Genomic DNA, 17026 nt, shown 5'->3' on the forward strand with positions numbered 1-17026 from the left:
TACGTTTTTTCGATAGCACCGCGCTGATAACACTCGCGATGCTAAATATTGATAAATTATTAGGATATTCCAATGAAAATGTTTCCTATTTTCGGGCATGCATCTGCCATTGTGTGCAGTTGCATACTGGGCTTATTACTCAGTCCACCGACCGCTCATGCGGCGAAAACCAACAGATTTGTAGACAAAAGTGTCCAAGCGCCCATACGAGAAACGCTGACTCTTGAGGACGCTATTAGACTAACACTTGCCAATAATCCAAGTCTGTATGAGTTTAAATTTAAACAACGTGTTATAGACGGAGAGTCAAAAACGGCGGCGCTTAAACCCGCATTGAATGCAGGGGTTGAATTAGAGAACTTTTTGGGAACTGGCGAGGTATCAGGTCTCAAAGAGCTTGAAGTTACCTTGACATTATCATCAGTGTTACAGCTCAATGATAAGCTAGCAGCAAGGTTGAATGTACTCTCTGAACGAAGAATACAGCAAGATGTTGAAAAGCGAATACTCACCTTAGATATCCTCGGTGAGCTTAATCGTCGTTACATCAAAGTACTCGTATTGCAGGCGAACTTAGACGTCATAAAAGATGCAGAGGCACTTGCACTTTATACATTGAATGCCGTAACGAAACGCGTTGAAGCAGGCGCGTCCCCCTTGTTAGAACAAAAACGTGCCCAAGCTGCGCTGGCCCAAGCAAAGCTCGATGTTAATCTAGCTCAACAGGACCTAACGTTTGCCTTGCGCAGTTTATCCATCATGTGGGGGGAGCAGGTACCGAGCTTTAAGCGTGTGGAAGGCGATCTTTTTGCTTTTAATAAGATTGAGTCGTTTGATGCGCTGGCAGTCGCAATCCAAAATAGCCCTCACATTGACCTATACGCTAAACAAAGCCGTGTGCAAGCGGCGCAGCTTCGTTTAGTGCAAGCGAATAACCGCGCTGATATTGAGTGGTCAGCGGGGCTTCGCAGAATGCAAGGTATTGATGAAACAGCACTGGTTGCCGGAGTAAGCGTTCCATTGTTTCAAAAAGAACGAAACCTTGGTGAATATGAAGCAAACAGGGCACGTCTTGACGCAATAGAGCAGCAAAGACAAAGCAACGTTCGAAGCCTATTACATTCAGTTAATCAAGCGTTAGGCGAACATACACGAGCATTGCTAGAGATTGACACACTTCAGCGCAAGGTGATTCCTCCGTTAAAGGGCGCGTTAGATTTAGTCGAGAACGCCTATTTGGAGGGCCGTTTCAGCTACTTGGAATGGGTAACTACTCGACAAGAATTTCTGACAACCCGGCTGACATTAATAGAGGCAGCGTCTCAAGTTCACTTAAGCAAAACAGAAATTGAAACACTCACAGGTCTCGCGCTGACGAATGAGCACAATGATGACTCATTTCACCCAAGTCACAAAAGCAATTGGCAGCAGTCATCTAACATTTCGATAAGAAGTCATGATTATGAATAAATTCACAATACAAAAAGTACTTATTTCTATCTTCACCCTTAGCCTTTATAGCCTAACCGCAATCGCAGGAGGTAAACACAGTGATGTAAGTTCCAGCGATCAAGACAATCACGCAGGTGAAGTCGTAAGAATGAGCAATGAAACAGCAATTCAGAATGGTATTTCTGCAACTCCCGTGCTCGCACGCGATATTGCGTTAACGAGTACGCTTTATGGGCGAATTAGTGCAGACCCCGCCTCATTAAGTCATATAAGAGCACGGTTTGACGGTGTTATTAAAGATGTAAAAGTCAACATTGGCGATTCCGTTAAGAAAGGTGATATTTTAGCGGTTGTTGAGTCCAATGAGAGTTTAAAAAGTTATTCCATCACGTCACCTTTTGATGGCAATGTGATTGCGCGACATGCGAATAATGGTGAGTTATCAAACGGGCAAGTACTTTTTTCGTTAGCTAACTATAAAAACGTATGGGCACAGCTGACCGTTTTTTCACAAATGCTTAGCAGCATCAAGGTTGGACAGTCAGTTGAACTAAGCCACGCAGGTTTCAACCAAACCTCCAAGATTGCATATATTACGCCTTCAGCTGATGGCAATCCACACTCTCTTGCCAATGTAGCTGTCGATAATAGTACTGGATATTGGCCACTCGGTACGCTGGTCAAAGCACAAGTTACGACGTCAACTAAGTCAGTAAGTCATTCGGTTCCTCTATCTTCTGTGCAAGAGTATGAAGCCAAACAAGTTGTTTTTGTGGTTGAGGGTGATGAGTATGCGCCCAGAGCGGTAGAGCTTGGTGTCTCAGATGGTCACTATATCGAGGTTATCAGTGGCCTTGAAGCAGGCGAACGCGTCGTGGCTTCCAATAGCTACATAATTAAAGCAGATTTGGAAAAATCGGAGGCAGGCCATGATCATTAATGCCTCACTACAACTGATATTTCCCTGTCAAATGGCGTGTAGTTCAAAGGGAGGTTTAAGATGCTAGTTTCCATTATTCGTACCGCAATCGAAAAGCGCGGTATTTTTCTGATGCTTTCCTTTTTGGTGATTGGATTAGGCCTATTCAGTTATCAAAAGCTGCCTATTGATGCCGTACCCGATATCACCAACGTTCAGGTACAAATCAACACACAAGCAGAAGGTTATTCACCGCTTGAAACTGAACAACGTATCACCTTTTTGGTAGAAAACGCTTTGGCAGGATTACCAAACTTGGACTACACACGTTCACTATCGCGCTATGGCTTATCACAAGTGACGGCCGTTTTTGAAGAAGGCACGGATCTCTATTTTGCCAGAAACCTCATAAACGAACGGCTAGGCATTATCAAAAGCCAATTGCCCGATGGTATTGAGCCTAAGATGGGGCCGATTGCCACAGGTTTGGGTGAAATTTACATGTACACGCTTAGCGCGAAGCCCGGCACAGTAACTGTCGATGGCAGAAAATTTGATGCAATGGCGCTTCGAGAGTTACACGATTGGGTGGTGAAACCTCAACTGGCCTTGGTGAAAGGGGTAACAGAGGTTAATGCTATTGGGGGGTTTACCAAACAGTATCATGTGAAGCCTAATCCTCAACTTATGCTTAATTACGGCGTTAGTACTGACGATTTATTGCGGGCATTAAATCGAAATAACGCTAATCAGGGCGCTGGGTACATTGAACGCAACGGCCAGCAAATACTAGTACGTTCACAAGCGAGACTTTCGAGCGTTGAGGACATCGGTAACGTGGTGGTAACGCTTACAAACCGATCTCCCGTCACGGTAAGTGACATTGCAGAGGTCGCCATCGGTAAGGAGCTTAGAACGGGCGCTGCAACACGAGAAGGTCAAGAGACGGTGTTGGGCACAGCTATGATGCTAATAGGCGAAAATAGCCGAGCTGTTGCGCTAGACGTGGCTGATAAAGTGGATGAAATCCAAGCAAGCCTGCCAGAGGGCGTAATTATCCAAAGTGTATACGATCGCACTACGCTCGTGGATAAAGCCATCAATACAGTACAAAAAAACCTTGTTGAAGGCGCACTACTCGTTATTGTTGTCTTATTTTTATTGCTGGGCAATATACGGGCAGCAATTATCACCGCCGCTGTCATCCCACTTGCCATGCTTGCCACAATAATAGGCATGGTACAAACGGGCGTTAGCGCGAACCTAATGAGCTTAGGTGCGTTAGACTTTGGACTGATTGTTGACGGAGCGGTTATTATCGTCGAGAACTGTATTAGGCGATTAAGTGAATCGCAGCGGCGAACGGGTGCAATACTGCCTCTTAAAGAACGGCTGGAAGTCGTATTTGAGGCAACGAATGAGGTGATACGCCCAAGTCTATTTGGCGTGATGATAATCACGATTGTGTACATTCCTATCTTTAGCTTAACAGGTGTCGAAGGGAAGATGTTTCACCCAATGGCGGCTACCGTAATATTGGCATTGCTAGCGGCAATGGTATTTTCAATCACCATTGTGCCCGCAGCTGTTGCTATGTTTATGTCAGGCAAAGTCAGTGAAAAAGCGAGTCCAATAATCACTGGGGCTAAATCAGTTTACCGCCCTGTACTGGAGTGGGCATTAAAATTACGATGGTTGGTAGTAGGTGCAGCAACATTACTCGTAGTTATCAGTGTTTGGTTTGGGATGCGCCTAGGTTCTGAATTTGTGCCGCAACTAGATGAGGGTGACATAGCCCTTCATGCAATGAGAGTGCCCGGCACAGGAATTGAACAAGCTGTCGATATGCAAAAACGGCTTGAACAGGTCATTATGCAATACCCACAGGTAAACACCGTATTTGCTAAAACGGGTACTGCTGAGGTGGCTACTGATGCTATGCCACCCAACGTCACTGACACTTTTGTAATGCTAAAACCAATTGATGAATGGCCAAACCCTGCATTATCGAAAACGGAATTTGTCGAGCAATTGGAGAGGGATCTTCAAAATGTACCCGGCAATAACTATGAGTTTACGCAACCTATACAGATGCGCTTTAACGAATTAATTAGTGGCGTTAGGGCAGATTTAGGGATCAAGATATATGGTGATGATCTGGATAAGCTGCGGGATTCAGCTGGTGATGTTTTATCCGTATTACAAGATATTCCGGGCGCTGCTGATGCACGAGTAGAACAAGTAGATGAGATCCCCATCTTCACGGTGAACCCGAAGCCTTATGCGCTGGCGCGTTACAACTTAGACGTAACTGACTTGCAAACGTGGTTAAGTGCATCAGTTGGCGGCAAAGAAGCTGGTTTGGTATTTGAAGGCGACAGACGCTTTGAGATTGTTGTTCGTTATCCTGAAGAGATTCGCAATGATTTAGAAGCGCTGGGAAATATACCCATCATGACCAATGATGGTGAGTATGTGCCAATCGCCGAGGTGGCTGAGCTTGAATATACCAATATACCCAGTCAAATAAGTCGAGAAAACGCAAAACGCCGTATCGTCGTCACAGCAAATGTGAGAGATCGTGATTTAGGCTCTTTTGTCAATGATGCTAAAGAGCAAATCGCAGCCAATGTGGCACTGCCGAGTGGTTATTGGATAAGTTATGGTGGAACGTTTGAGCAATTGGAAAGTGCAAGTCAACGACTGAGCTTGGTTGTGCCCGCAACGCTTTTCCTGATCCTTGCATTACTTGTGATTGCATTTGGCTCAGTCAAAGACGCCTTGATAATTTTCACAGGCGTCCCTTTGGCATTAACTGGCGGCATCTTTGCTCTTTGGATCAGAGATATGCCTCTTTCAATATCGGCAGGGATTGGTTTTATCGCGCTCTCTGGTATTGCTGTATTGAATGGTCTGGTAATGCTGTCTTTTATCAGGCAGAGGATGGAAGAGACTGGCGAGTTGGTAAACTCGATTATTGATGGTGCAATGACTCGCTTGCGGCCAGTGCTGATGACAGCGTTAGTGGCGAGTCTTGGTTTCGTGCCCATGGCGCTTAACGTAGGTACTGGCGCAGAGGTGCAGCGACCTCTGGCAACGGTGGTCATTGGTGGGATCATATCCTCTACCTTGTTAACTCTGGTTGTACTACCTGTACTCTATAGACTCGTTCACTATAAGGTGAATTAGCAGCACTGGGGCATTTGGGTTTATAAATCAATGCCCCGGATTTACTTACCCCCATGACGATCATTCGACTTCTTTTGACAAAATGGGGAGGTGGCTCGTAAATCGCTTTGTAATAAAAATTTGGAGTTGTAGGGTTGGTTATCAATTGTAATATTCAACATTCGGCTTTTGGAGGCGCATCCTGTGGACTATTGTGGTCTGAATAACTGCTTTATGCCACTGAAGAGTCAGTCAGAATAAAGCATATTAACTTCCGCTTATGGTAAATATCGGAATCAAGAGCAGAGAGCCCTGAACGTCTGCTGTTTGTCTGAAGCGGACCAGCGCATTTGCTGTGGTCAAGGTCCGCTTTACGCTCCTAGCAGCCGTCTGGCTTCGAATATATTAACGGCGGCAACTGGCACTGAGTTGTCTGAAACTAGCACTGACAGGCAACAAAAGGTCTAAAAGAGACTATCGCTATTACTAGTAACGATGGTCTGATATCGCTCATAGCTTCCTGTCAGCTCGGCTTTAAACCTCCGACGAAAAATGTCGTCAGCTCTTGAGATTGCTAAAGCTATGCTGCTTAAGGGTATCAAACAACCATGCCCTGTCGTTTTTATATAACCACATATAATCGCGGTAACACCTATCTTTCAGATGCTTAACGCGCAAATCGCTCAATCCAGCCACCGTCTCAAGCAAACTATCTCTGCTCTCATGACGCTTTCTGTAATGCCGTATTCGTTGTCGAAGAGCCTTTATTTCTGGATGTCCTGATAACACTTGCTCAACATCGGATTTGGAGACACCAAGTCGAGCCGCAATCACTTCGGTCGGCCACCCTACCATCAATTTAATGGTAATCAACCGTTCGACTCCATCATTAATCTTTCGTTTCGACGAGGTTAGGGTTATGCCTTGGCTTCGAGCAATATTTCTCACCGTAGCCGCACTAACATTGGCGTTTTTCACTATCTGTCGAAGAGATAAGTTTTGATTCAAGTAATGGATAACTCTCTTATACCGAGCTTGATCAATCTCTGACTGTTTGAGTGGCTTAACTTTGCTTTGTTGAGTGGTGATAGTTGAAGCATTGCTGTAGTTCACAACAAAATCGCCGAAGTGCTCGAAGAGAAAACAGATAATCAGAACGTGTTTGATCGGATGATGGCTAGACTTATCCGAGTAAAATACATTAGCAGGAAATCCATGCTCACTTTGCTTTGAAAAAAGCTGAGCCACCCTATCATCATGCGCTCTTAATAGGGAAAAATACTCAAACATTTCATTAAACCATCTGCCATGATGAACAGACTTAGTTGTCGCTAGCCCCCTAGCGAAAAGCCTTGCAGCGTACCCTCTCAATAATTTTGCGGTTTCGAAGTGACCGCTGCTTAGCAAACCCGTGCTTATTTCGGCGAGCTTCATCTCAACAACATCGATGTCATAATTACTGGGCTTGTCACTTTCAGGAAACAACAGTTGCTTACGCTTTCGCGAAACCTGAATTAGTTTGCAATGGTGTTCAACGCAAACATTGACCATCGGCAACTGATGCTCTCGACGCCAATAGGTTTCTCCGTAAGCGACTTTTTGTTGAGTCGCACAAACAGGACAGTATTTAAGATAGGCCTCATCTGCTAAACGGCTTGCTAATAAACCCAGCGCTTTGTATGCAACACTGCTTTCCCCATTCAGCAAAGCAGTTAAGGCTCTTCGAATAGCACTACCATTAGCAAACACCGAAAAATATGGAAAAAGTGAATGTTGCTGGACGAGTTCATCGCAACTGCACCCCATTTTCTCGGCAAGTGCGGGGATGAAAGACGGGAAAGCAGAGTCAAGTTGCAGATTTCTGTTATGAAACACATTCTGTAAGCTTCGAGACGTAGAAACCGAAATGTCATTTAAAACCAACCGTGCAGCCATGCTGTAGACGGTCTCACCTTTGTATCGTCGAGGTAAATATTGGAGCAACTCCATATTCATTTCCTTAACACGCGATAGGCATCACGTTGTTCCCAATACTATGTTTTGCGCAACTCCAATCAACCTTTGGGTCAAACGCGATAAGTTTGTCGTCTTCGTTTAAAAAGATGTGTATTAAGATGATGTACCACAGAGGATGCATTTGATTGTTGAAATTAAGCATCTGATAGAGCCCGCTTATTGATGTGAAAGGTGCTTGCTGCGCGATTGCTTTATCAAAAGTAAAATAATGCAGTATTTCTGGTGTGTTAATCGCATCCGTCAGCAGTTCGTGTAATTGAGACAAGCGCCGTCCATTGTAGGAATAACGGCTCGTATCACCGTCGGCAATATTTAATTTCTGCTTAACTGCAAAGATAACGCGTTTTCTTCGCTCTACAGTTGGAACCAGTCTTAAAGACTGCACGATAGTCGCAAGCTTTTTATCCAATTCATGTTCTTCTACAGATGCTCTCTCTGCAACCTCGCCTGAATGTATAGTTGGAAGTGCAAATTTGGCGTTAGGGCTAACTTTGAGCACGGTGCGGTGCTGCGAACATGTTCGTTGATAGAATCGTTGATGTGATGCATGCCAGTACGATGTGCCATACAGCTCCACGTTTTCATTAACGCAGACAGGGCAATATCGCCAGCCTCGATCAGTGCCAATATGGACTGATAACTTCCAATTCGCCCTACCGAGCGATGCCAGTGTATCAAACAGTGAAGCAATATGATTGTCAGAGATAGCTAATAAGCTGTAATCCATCAAATTGCTATGTTGTTTCAACAGCCTGTCTAGCGTTTGATTATTACTGAAATAAGTTACCAAATGCTTAAAAGCGGGAACCCAGCAACGAGAAGGGGTATTAAAGAAAATATGCTTCTGTCTATTTTTGAAGTGACTTTCTATATCGACAAAGTAAGTCAGTATAAAGGCTCTATACATAACACTGGCAAGGTGTTCGTCGGGAAAAGGTGTTGGATAATAATTAAACACGTGTCTGTCCCTTTTCATAAGTCGCGACAATGCTATCAGCATCAATTAACTCTTCACCTTCCTCAATCCGCTCGATAACGTCCGCAGCCCTAGGTTGCCTTTTTGTTGTTTTTGCTCGGGTTCGTTTGGCTTGTTCCACTTCCGTAACTACCACAACGGCCTCGTTGTCCTGACTATTAGCAAATGAATGGTTGTCATTTTGTTGAGTATTGAGTTCTCCGGGGGAAGGTCCAATCTGGTATACCTTAAGAGAATCCTTTAGTGAGCTGTCCCACGTGTCAAATCGTGTTTTGTAGACGTTACTTAGAAACCCAATGAGTGAATCCCCGTCTTTAAACCCCGGACCATTTATTTTTGCGTGCAGGCTTCGCAGAAAAGACACTGCTAAGAAAACCATTGCTTTGATAACACCCGCACACAAAATCAAAAAGTGACGTTTAAATTTTTCATCAATAGCTAAATCATTCTTAAAAACGTTTGCAGGGAAAAACACATCGAAAAACGCATCGACCTGTTTCGCCCTGCGTTGCCATTGATGAAAGGTGATGTGACTGCATGATGATAAACGACTAGCCAACTGTAATGGGGTGGCATCTGCATTAGGGCGCTTCAGGCTGTTCTTAAACTGCTGCAATGCTTCGGAAGTCGTCGAGACAATAATCGGCACCCCCACTTGGTTAAAAAGTGATTCGAGCTCAGGCAATGTCGGCAGGTCATTTTCAGAGTTCTTTTTAGTAGACTTGGGGCGATTTAAAATGTATTGCATTTCATCTATGTGGATCACACCAATATGATACTTAAGACAAGCCAGTTGCATCGCATTCAAATATTGAGATGGCTTTAATTTGTAATTCAGGAAATCCTTGCTGGCATTGAATCCCAGCACTCGGTCTAACTCAGCAAAAAATGCCAGTGAAAGCGCGGTTTTATTTTTTGAATTAGCCATGTCAATGCTGATATAAAAAACTTGCACGGTGATAAATGGCTTTCCCTTGTAGATCTCATGGACAGTTACTTGATCAAACAACAACTTGAAAAGGCGTCGAATGTTACGTGATTTTCCAAGGCCACTTCGGCCTGAGATTAATATTGATTGTGATTCACCTTCACCGTCATCCAACAAGGTTTCAGCTGGCAATTTCCACTCTTTACCTTGCTTTAGGTGATAAGCAAGTTCATGTGTTTTAGCCACCGTATGAGCGTCCAATGGATTTACTCCACCATAATACCGCCGGACTAGCGAATAGAGATTTTCATAAAGCAGGTAACACTGAGGAACTGGGAAGAATGACTTTTCTAAAGTCAGTATGTCGTCCAGCGCATCCACACGTCGAATGGAAAAGAATTCCGCAGGTAACGGTGTCGACTTTCCGATCCGCTCATTGAAAGCCTCCTTGCTTAAAAATTCAGGCATTGATTCAACCAAAGGATTACCAGCATATTTTGTTCTAAGCTCGTCTCGATAGGTAGCGGTATTTTTTGTAACAGTATGGCGTGACATCAGCAGATCAACTCCTCATCATCATTATCATCATCTGGCGTATTGGTTTGGTGTGTAGGATTAGCAGTCGTGTTTTCCGACAGCACTCCCATAAGTCGAAGCTGACGACTCGCCCGCTCAACCTGCTCTAATTCACGCATACTCAGATTTAATTCACTGATCCCATCTGGCATCGAAATACGAGCATTGACTGGTGCATATTTGTAGAACTTTTCTGCTTGTAAGTAGAGCTGCTCTGCTGCGACTTCAAAATTCATGACCGCCTCAGCTTTCTTGAACTCAAGTGTCTGTTTAAGCTCTGCATCTCGGTGTTGTTCAGCTTGAGCCTGTGGCAAGGTCATACCCCGAAATTTTTCATAGCCTTCTAGCAATTCGATCGGGTGTAAAACTCCATTTTCATCTCGGGCATAAATACAATCTACAGAGCCTGCGAATGCAATGACCTCGATTTCAAATGCGCCATGAGATTCAGCTTGATCAAACCACCCCTGTTTAGTGGCCCACTGATTTTTGTAGCCCAATTTGTTCAGGCGAATTTCTGTTGGGCTCACTTTCGCTGTATGCTTGCGCATCAACACCCACACTTTTTGAGAAAGCTGTTGTGGTGACGTCGGCGGTCTGCCGTATGCTTCATGATTTATTAAGAACTGCCACATCGCGGCCGGGACCGGCGCCACGTCGTGGTGAGCCATTTCATGAGTCACCAACCTCGGGCGATAGCTACTAGTGTTATGAATGGTAATCGCGCGGATCACGAGTGCATGAAGTCCATCTATGAATAACATGGGATGATTGGCAGGATGTTGAATGCTAGGATTTCGGCCTTTGGTTACTTTCCCTTTTACATGCTCAAGAAATCCTTGCATGATATCTAACATCTTTTCTGATGTGCCCTTTCCCTTAGGCTCACCGGGAGGATTGACGCTAAAATCATTCAATTCAATCTCATCGCTATTTACTATTCGCTGAATGATGTTCCTCAGGTACTCAACACCATTATCGGCACGTAACCCTTCAGGAACGTGCTGAACGGGCCAGTCCTCATGGTCAATATCAATGCCATATCGCTTCGCGTGCTCCTGTTTATTGAGCATACTATTGATAAACGCTTCGACGATGTTTTCCCACACTGGGGGCGCAAACGAAAGCGAATATCCCATTACCATTTGAGTCGCCACACAAACGATTAGGCATAAATAGACTTTGCCAACCGTTTCTCTTTTGTTTCGATTGAGAGGATTTCCAAGATAAACAGGTAAAATAGTTGTATCAATCTCACAGACTTGCCCGGCTCTAAATACACCTTCGTTAGCTTTACCTTTTGTTTGTCGAGAACGATTAATGGCTTCTTTAAATCCATGCTGAAGCTCTTGTAATTCTGTCGGCTTAATCGCTTTGTGGAATAGACGATAAAACTGGCTCTTGGTTAGTCTTTGTTTCTGATTAAGTATTAGATTAGGGAGTTCCTTCCCATTTTTTTGGATCCAGCCTTTTCTTGACGCATACTCTCTATCAAACAACGTTCGGATCCGTGCAAGTTGAAATTTTCCGTCTTTCTTTTCAACCCCATTCGCCAATGCGATTTGTCTGACTTTTTGAATGTCAGTGGGATGGTACATTCTTGAAACTGAGATAGTGGAATTACCGCACGGCTTTTTCTTGGGGCCGGTCTTAGAACCTTCTTTGTAGGTACGTGGACCTTGTCCGCAGTTGCCGTACTTAATTAAGAGCAAAGCGTTTTTGTGGCAACCTAGCGAGAGATAGCGATTCAGTGGCCGAGTGATTTCTTTTGCGCCACTGTTTGCATTAAACCCCAACACCGCTGCGTGCCCTTTGATTTCCTTATACAGGTTGCCTGACAAATATTTATGTATATGTTCGTTAGTCGTGAAAGGCTTAATTAGCTCAAATGCCTCATCTCGACGCTCTTTCTTTCTGCTGTGTTGCGTTTCTAAATCTTTGTCTGACAACAACCACATGTCGGGCTCGATAAAACTGAGTGCGTAGCCATCCTTATCAGTTTTGTACTTGAATAATGAGAAAAATTTGTTTCGCTTAAAGATTCTAGGTTTGCTAGGTTCACGCTTACTCATGAATTGAGTAAGATTCGTGACAATCAATATTTCTTCTCCATCTTCGTCATACACGATATGGCTTAGCATAAAGTCATCTTTTTTTCCGAATTCAGCGGAGTACAACGCAATACCAGCATCGGACAGATTGAAAAGGTCGTAAGGAATAGCCACTGTAAAAATCCTTTACAACTCTACAGCAGTGGAACCGACTGGTGATATTCCAGCTTGCGACTGAGGTCGAGTTTAATTTTCAACCGCAACACAGAGTTGGCAAAAAGCTTATTGGCACGACGGGTATTATGCCGAAACGTATTACCCGCCTCTCTCAGAACTTCGGTAAGCGCTGAGAGCGGTTTTGCTCTGACGTACTGTAAAAAAAAGGCGACAAATTCATCTAACTCTTGTTCACTCAAGTCACGCTCGTACCAATTCGATAAATTTATCAAGTTGTAAGCCGTCATCTTGCAAATTTGCATACGCTCAACTAACTCGAATTGAACACCCAATCGCGCCCAATACTTCTGCTCAAGCATCAGTTTCTGCTTCGTCCGCCACTCTTTATCTAGCTCGACTTGATATTTAAAACTATACGCTTTACGTGTTCGCCTCCCATTTTTGTCTGACTCAATTACTATCAAGTCGGTGGTGCAAACTTTTAGCTCTCCGGTTTCATGATCTCTCGGATGGATCCAGCCTTCTTCTTCACAGATGTCGATCGTCGTTTGTAAATCCAGCGGATACTGTTCCTTGATCTCAACGACATTGGGTCGGAATATTAAGTTGATGTATCCGTGCTTCTCTGTTTGTGACAACAACAGAATGTCGCGTCCTGTAACGGGGCACTTGAAAATGGAGCGCGTTCCAGCTGACATGAAGCTTGGGCTTAAGAAAGGTCTATATTCACCCTTTTGCTGCGCTTCGTTGAACGCCCTAATTTTTTTGTTATTTGCTTCTGAGTTGAATAGCTTCATCGCTTCTCTGCCTACTGATCAAAACTTGATCGAAATATAGTCGGCAGATCAAAACCCTTCAACCTTAAAAGTTAAAAATGATAATTTTATCTCATTGATAATTATTATCTTTTTGTTGTTTAAATTAAAATTAAGGAGGTTTTATATAAAATAAAAACGAAAAACCCAAATACATCACATTTTTTATAAAAAAATGTTTAAAAAATTGACTTTTTGCCACTTTTTTTGTCGATAAAGCAGAATGAGAACAGCATCCGTACGGAATGATTTTGCGTTGCTAATGCGCGATTAGAGGTTTGAGAAGGATTTGAGTCCGCTGTTTCGCTGGTAAACACTGTTTGCTAAGTACAAAGTGTTTACTGCTGGTAATCAAAAACTGTTTACTGCATCAGCAAGCATCGGTCCGAATTCCACCAAAGAGAACTTATCTCATGAGGAATGATGCAATGTTTTTTTACAGCTTAATTAAATTAATGGACAAACAACTCGAAAGCATAGAAAACAAGAACATAGGCGATGGTAATCCTCCAACTATCTGAGTGCAGGACTGCGCTGATACAAAATGATTATACGCTTATTTAAATGGCTTGCAGCGCCGACATGTCCGAGCAATATGGTCGGTATCCATTATTAGTCCGTCATGTTGATATGCTGCTTTTTAAATTAAGTTACGCAGTTTAATTCGTGATCTGGATAGACCCCGTCTTGAAATGTTTGATACCCCCCGCACGCCATCAACAACTTGACCTTGTGTTGCAAACAATGAAACTCGGTGAAACCCCTTGAACCGAAAAGTCGCTTAACTGTCAGTTCAAGTCGAGACTAATTCAAGTAAAACAAGGAAGTGATTGAATGGACTCAATATTTATTCTATTAATCATAGTGCTCAGGTCGGTAGGGCCTGAGGTCTGTCAAGCCAGAATTTTCAAGTGAACGAAATCTCTTCTTATTTAAGAAGTATTACAGCTCATTTTTCTTACTTCCTTACCATTTAAGCCTTCAATGATTTTTTGGCCAAATCGCATTCTATTTTTACAACCCTCGTGACCTTGACGTTTATTTTTTTTAATACTGATAACTTTGATGAAAGCTTGTTATATTCCTTAATAGTCTTAACTTTTCTGACTTTTCGTACAAATTTTTTAGCTTTAGCCTCGTCAACTTTTCTCATTAGTGAATTAAGTGTTGTAAGATAAGCTTCACTCTTTGTTGAGCCTTGTGCTTTCAAGGTTTGTATTTTGCCTCTGATTGACCTGTAAAGGCTAACTACTGAGTCAATTGTGTAATCTGTTTCAAGCAATCGTTCAAATTTAAAAAGCATCGCTCTAGTGTCTGAGACTTTCTTAGGGTTTGGCTTTATTTTCTCATTGTTTATTACAATGCCATGCACAGACATCCGTCTGCTGCTATTCGCGTAATTGCTTTTTTTAGCAGTTCTATGAGGTTGAAGACCTTGAGAAATAAAAATCCCGTACACTTTTGTTCTAAGTTCCCCAATATCACGACTAAAGTCATCTGTTTTATGACTAATATGAACATCATCGTAATATCGCGTGTAGCGAAAGCCCAATAGTTTAAGTCTGTCTACTAAAAACGGCTCTTTGGCATAAAAAATGATATTGGCTAGCGACCCGCTAACAGGGCTACCCTGAACAAGATAACCATCTTTAGTACACAATAAAGCTGCTACTTCAGCTACTTCTGGCGACATTTTGTATAAATATTTAAAGGCTTCAAAAACACTTTTAAAACTAACCTGAGGAAAAAAGTTTTTGATATCCTCTGACAATAGTCCCTTGCTCCCAGCATGAACTTCGGCATTATCTATGTAGCTTTTACCTTTTTTACCTGCCGATATATATTCCGGAAGTAGAACCTTATCAATAATTCGCTTCCTAAAATTTGATAATACGATCTTTAAAGGAGGTAAGGCGTCATAGGTTATTCTTTTTGAACCATCATCTTTTTCAATCTGTTCTGATTTTCGATATAAATTTGAAGTGTTGTTAGCTAGCGCGACAAGCTCACTTGATGGTATCCGTAAAGCGCTTGCTAGCGAGTCAATTGACGCAATGCCTGCTTGAGGGTACTCAATTTGTGATGACATACTTTCGAGCCAACTCTTTTAACGTAATGTTAAGCTCAAAATATTCGTCTTCTTCGACATCCTCTGAAAGTAAAATGAATATGTTAAGTGGAACTCCCAGCGCTTTACAAACAGCACGTATAGTAGAAATAGAAGCATCGCGCTTTTCATTTTCTATCTTTGAAAGATATGACTTCGTAGTATTTGATTTTTCAGCCAATGCGGCCAATGAAAGGCCTTTGGCACTTCTGATCTCTTTAAGCGTTTTTCCAATCAACATACTATACCTCAAGAATCAATGGATTTAGTTGGCTGGTTGTACGATTGGATAGTAGTCACTTTGTGCATCTACTCAGTATCGAAGCCAGCCAACAACTTAATGAGAAACAGTATTCTCACCGCTACGGCTAGCCATTTATCCTGACTAGATTTACAACATGATTGGCTCTCAAGACTAAAAATTGCCTTATCGAGTTCGTCCAATGTACTTTTGTCTACGGTTCTTGCGCATTTATCTCTAGCATCTTTCAATGCTTTCAACGTTTGATCTTTCATGTGAAACACCTCTTTGCTATCACGGTTACGGGAAAACCCCCGCCCATTAGCTTTACCTGAACCGAAATGAAGTGCCGTAGACAAACCAGACCAATACCACCAGAGAAAATTACTCTGGACTTTCCCGCCCAAATCTAACGTGATTCCACGATGATTGCTTAACCTTGGACACTTAACGATTGAGATGTAACGTTCAACCAATGTCACACGGGCATTGCCTTATGTTGGAAAAGTTAGTTCACATAATAAAAATCAAGCGAACGGCTTCGCAGCCTTTTGCAGTTCTTAGTAATAAGAGATGAATTTTGAAAGAGCACGCAACAGAAGATAACTCCTGCTCAATTTGTAGACTACCAAAGGGTGTCCTAAGAGTCAACTTTTTTTATAAATCAAGATGCTTATCCTATTTGGGATGAAGTTTTCGAAAATAGAATTAATTGAATAAGCTAACCGAAACCTTGTTAGGCACAATTGGTTTTAAATAGGGCCAGCTTGATCACCCCGAAAGAAAATACAAAAAAACCCGCAAAAAAGCGGGTTTTGATTCTATTTTATTTGACTTTCCAGTCGCAGAGTTAATTGTTGTCGCAGACCTAATTATTTCCGGTCGCGGACTTAATTTCGCTGCACAGCAGTTCGCCCCTTTCAATCACTATTTATGATCGGATTTTAACTAGCATGGTCGGGATCAATTACGAATAACCTTTCCCAAACTTTAATAACCCGCTCCCAAACCTTAATGGGATTCCCACACTTTGCGAACTATTCCCAAACCTTAACGTTACCGGTCAAACTGTCAGATTCGAATAAAGTTTGCAACTTAAGAGTATTGTTTTAAAAGGAATTAATACAAAAAGCAAGTTTGAAACTTAACAACTAAAACCCTACTTTTGAACGTTAGAGTTAAAATAAAGTTTGAAACTCCTATTTTTCAAAAAATAAACGCTATTGTTATATTGGTTACAAGTCTAAATTGCTCTTATCAGTCCTTTATACATATTCATTTGACAGTGAAACTTGTACTCCCCACTTGTTAGCGCTGGCAAAACAATTTCAGTTTCCTTATTAACTAATAATTGTTCACTAATTTCGAGCTCAGGGATCAATAACATTTCTGCACAAGGTGATTCATCGAAACGAGTGAACCTTACTTGTATGGGTTTACCAGCCGGCACATTGATCAATGCTGGTGAGTAAACGCCATCTTTAACGATTACCTCTACATCAGTCTTAAGTGCACTTTTAGCCTTAGGTTTATAAAGCCAAAACCACCAGATAATAAGAGCGATTGTCGCCAAACCAACTATATTTGCTATCAACATATC

The 17026-nt window shown here is 42.5% G+C and carries 12 protein-coding genes; 3 read left to right on the plus strand and 9 right to left on the minus strand.

What is annotated here, in order from left to right; translation table 11 throughout:
- Positions 1-72: 72 nt before the first annotated feature.
- Genes BK026_RS09305 through BK026_RS09315 form a run of 3 tightly spaced genes read left to right on the plus strand, consistent with a single transcriptional unit; the run spans position 73 to position 5560 of the window.
- Entirely contained in the window at positions 73-1470 is a 1398-nt protein-coding gene (locus tag BK026_RS09305; RefSeq protein WP_071815608.1) for a TolC family protein, read from the plus strand.
- On the plus strand, positions 1463-2392 hold the full coding sequence (locus tag BK026_RS09310; protein ID WP_014951216.1) for an efflux RND transporter periplasmic adaptor subunit: 930 nt from the start codon (positions 1463-1465) through the stop codon (positions 2390-2392). Before BK026_RS09305 ends, BK026_RS09310 begins: the two co-directional genes overlap by 8 nt.
- Positions 2393-2452: 60 nt before the next feature.
- Complete coding sequence (locus BK026_RS09315; protein WP_032096159.1) at positions 2453-5560, plus strand: efflux RND transporter permease subunit; 3108 nt, start codon at positions 2453-2455, stop codon at positions 5558-5560.
- Between the two features lie 537 nt (positions 5561-6097).
- On the opposite strand, the gene BK026_RS09320 is transcribed toward BK026_RS09315, so the two are convergent.
- The 9 genes from BK026_RS09320 to BK026_RS09360 all read right to left on the minus strand — a co-directional run bounded on the left by BK026_RS09320 (position 6098) and on the right by BK026_RS09360 (position 17023).
- Positions 6098-7528: a TnsD family Tn7-like transposition protein gene (locus BK026_RS09320; RefSeq protein WP_071815609.1), complete on the minus strand. Its 1431-nt coding sequence runs from the start codon at positions 7526-7528 to the stop codon at positions 6098-6100.
- Positions 7529-7538: 10 nt separating this feature from the next.
- Positions 7539-8513, minus strand: a complete 975-nt coding sequence (locus BK026_RS09325) for a hypothetical protein (protein WP_071815610.1) — start codon at positions 8511-8513, stop codon at positions 7539-7541.
- Positions 8506-10014 carry an ATP-binding protein gene (locus BK026_RS09330; RefSeq protein ID WP_071815611.1) on the minus strand — a complete coding sequence of 503 codons (1509 nt, stop codon included), beginning with the start codon at positions 10012-10014 and terminating at the stop codon, positions 8506-8508. The genes BK026_RS09325 and BK026_RS09330 overlap by 8 nt, the downstream gene beginning before the upstream one ends.
- A complete protein-coding gene (locus BK026_RS09335; RefSeq protein WP_071815612.1) occupies positions 10014-12260 on the minus strand; it encodes a hypothetical protein in 2247 nt (748 codons plus the stop codon). The genes BK026_RS09330 and BK026_RS09335 overlap by 1 nt, the downstream gene beginning before the upstream one ends.
- A gap of 20 nt (positions 12261-12280) precedes the next feature.
- Positions 12281-13060: a TnsA endonuclease N-terminal domain-containing protein gene (locus BK026_RS09340; protein ID WP_071815613.1), complete on the minus strand. Its 780-nt coding sequence runs from the start codon at positions 13058-13060 to the stop codon at positions 12281-12283.
- A gap of 991 nt (positions 13061-14051) precedes the next feature.
- The gene (locus BK026_RS09345) at positions 14052-15167 is read right to left on the minus strand and encodes a reverse transcriptase family protein (RefSeq protein WP_071815614.1); all 1116 of its coding nucleotides are present in this window, start codon (positions 15165-15167) and stop codon (positions 14052-14054) included.
- Positions 15151-15426 carry a helix-turn-helix domain-containing protein gene (locus BK026_RS09350; protein ID WP_071815615.1) on the minus strand — a complete coding sequence of 92 codons (276 nt, stop codon included), beginning with the start codon at positions 15424-15426 and terminating at the stop codon, positions 15151-15153. The genes BK026_RS09345 and BK026_RS09350 overlap by 17 nt, the downstream gene beginning before the upstream one ends.
- A gap of 68 nt (positions 15427-15494) precedes the next feature.
- On the minus strand, positions 15495-15908 hold the full coding sequence (locus BK026_RS09355) for a hypothetical protein (RefSeq protein ID WP_071815616.1): 414 nt from the start codon (positions 15906-15908) through the stop codon (positions 15495-15497).
- A gap of 761 nt (positions 15909-16669) precedes the next feature.
- Positions 16670-17023 carry a cupredoxin domain-containing protein gene (locus BK026_RS09360; RefSeq protein WP_071815617.1) on the minus strand — a complete coding sequence of 118 codons (354 nt, stop codon included), beginning with the start codon at positions 17021-17023 and terminating at the stop codon, positions 16670-16672.
- Between the last annotated feature and the right edge of the window lie 3 nt (positions 17024-17026).

Source organism: Alteromonas sp. V450 (assembly GCF_001885075.1).
Classification (GTDB): domain Bacteria; phylum Pseudomonadota; class Gammaproteobacteria; order Enterobacterales; family Alteromonadaceae; genus Alteromonas.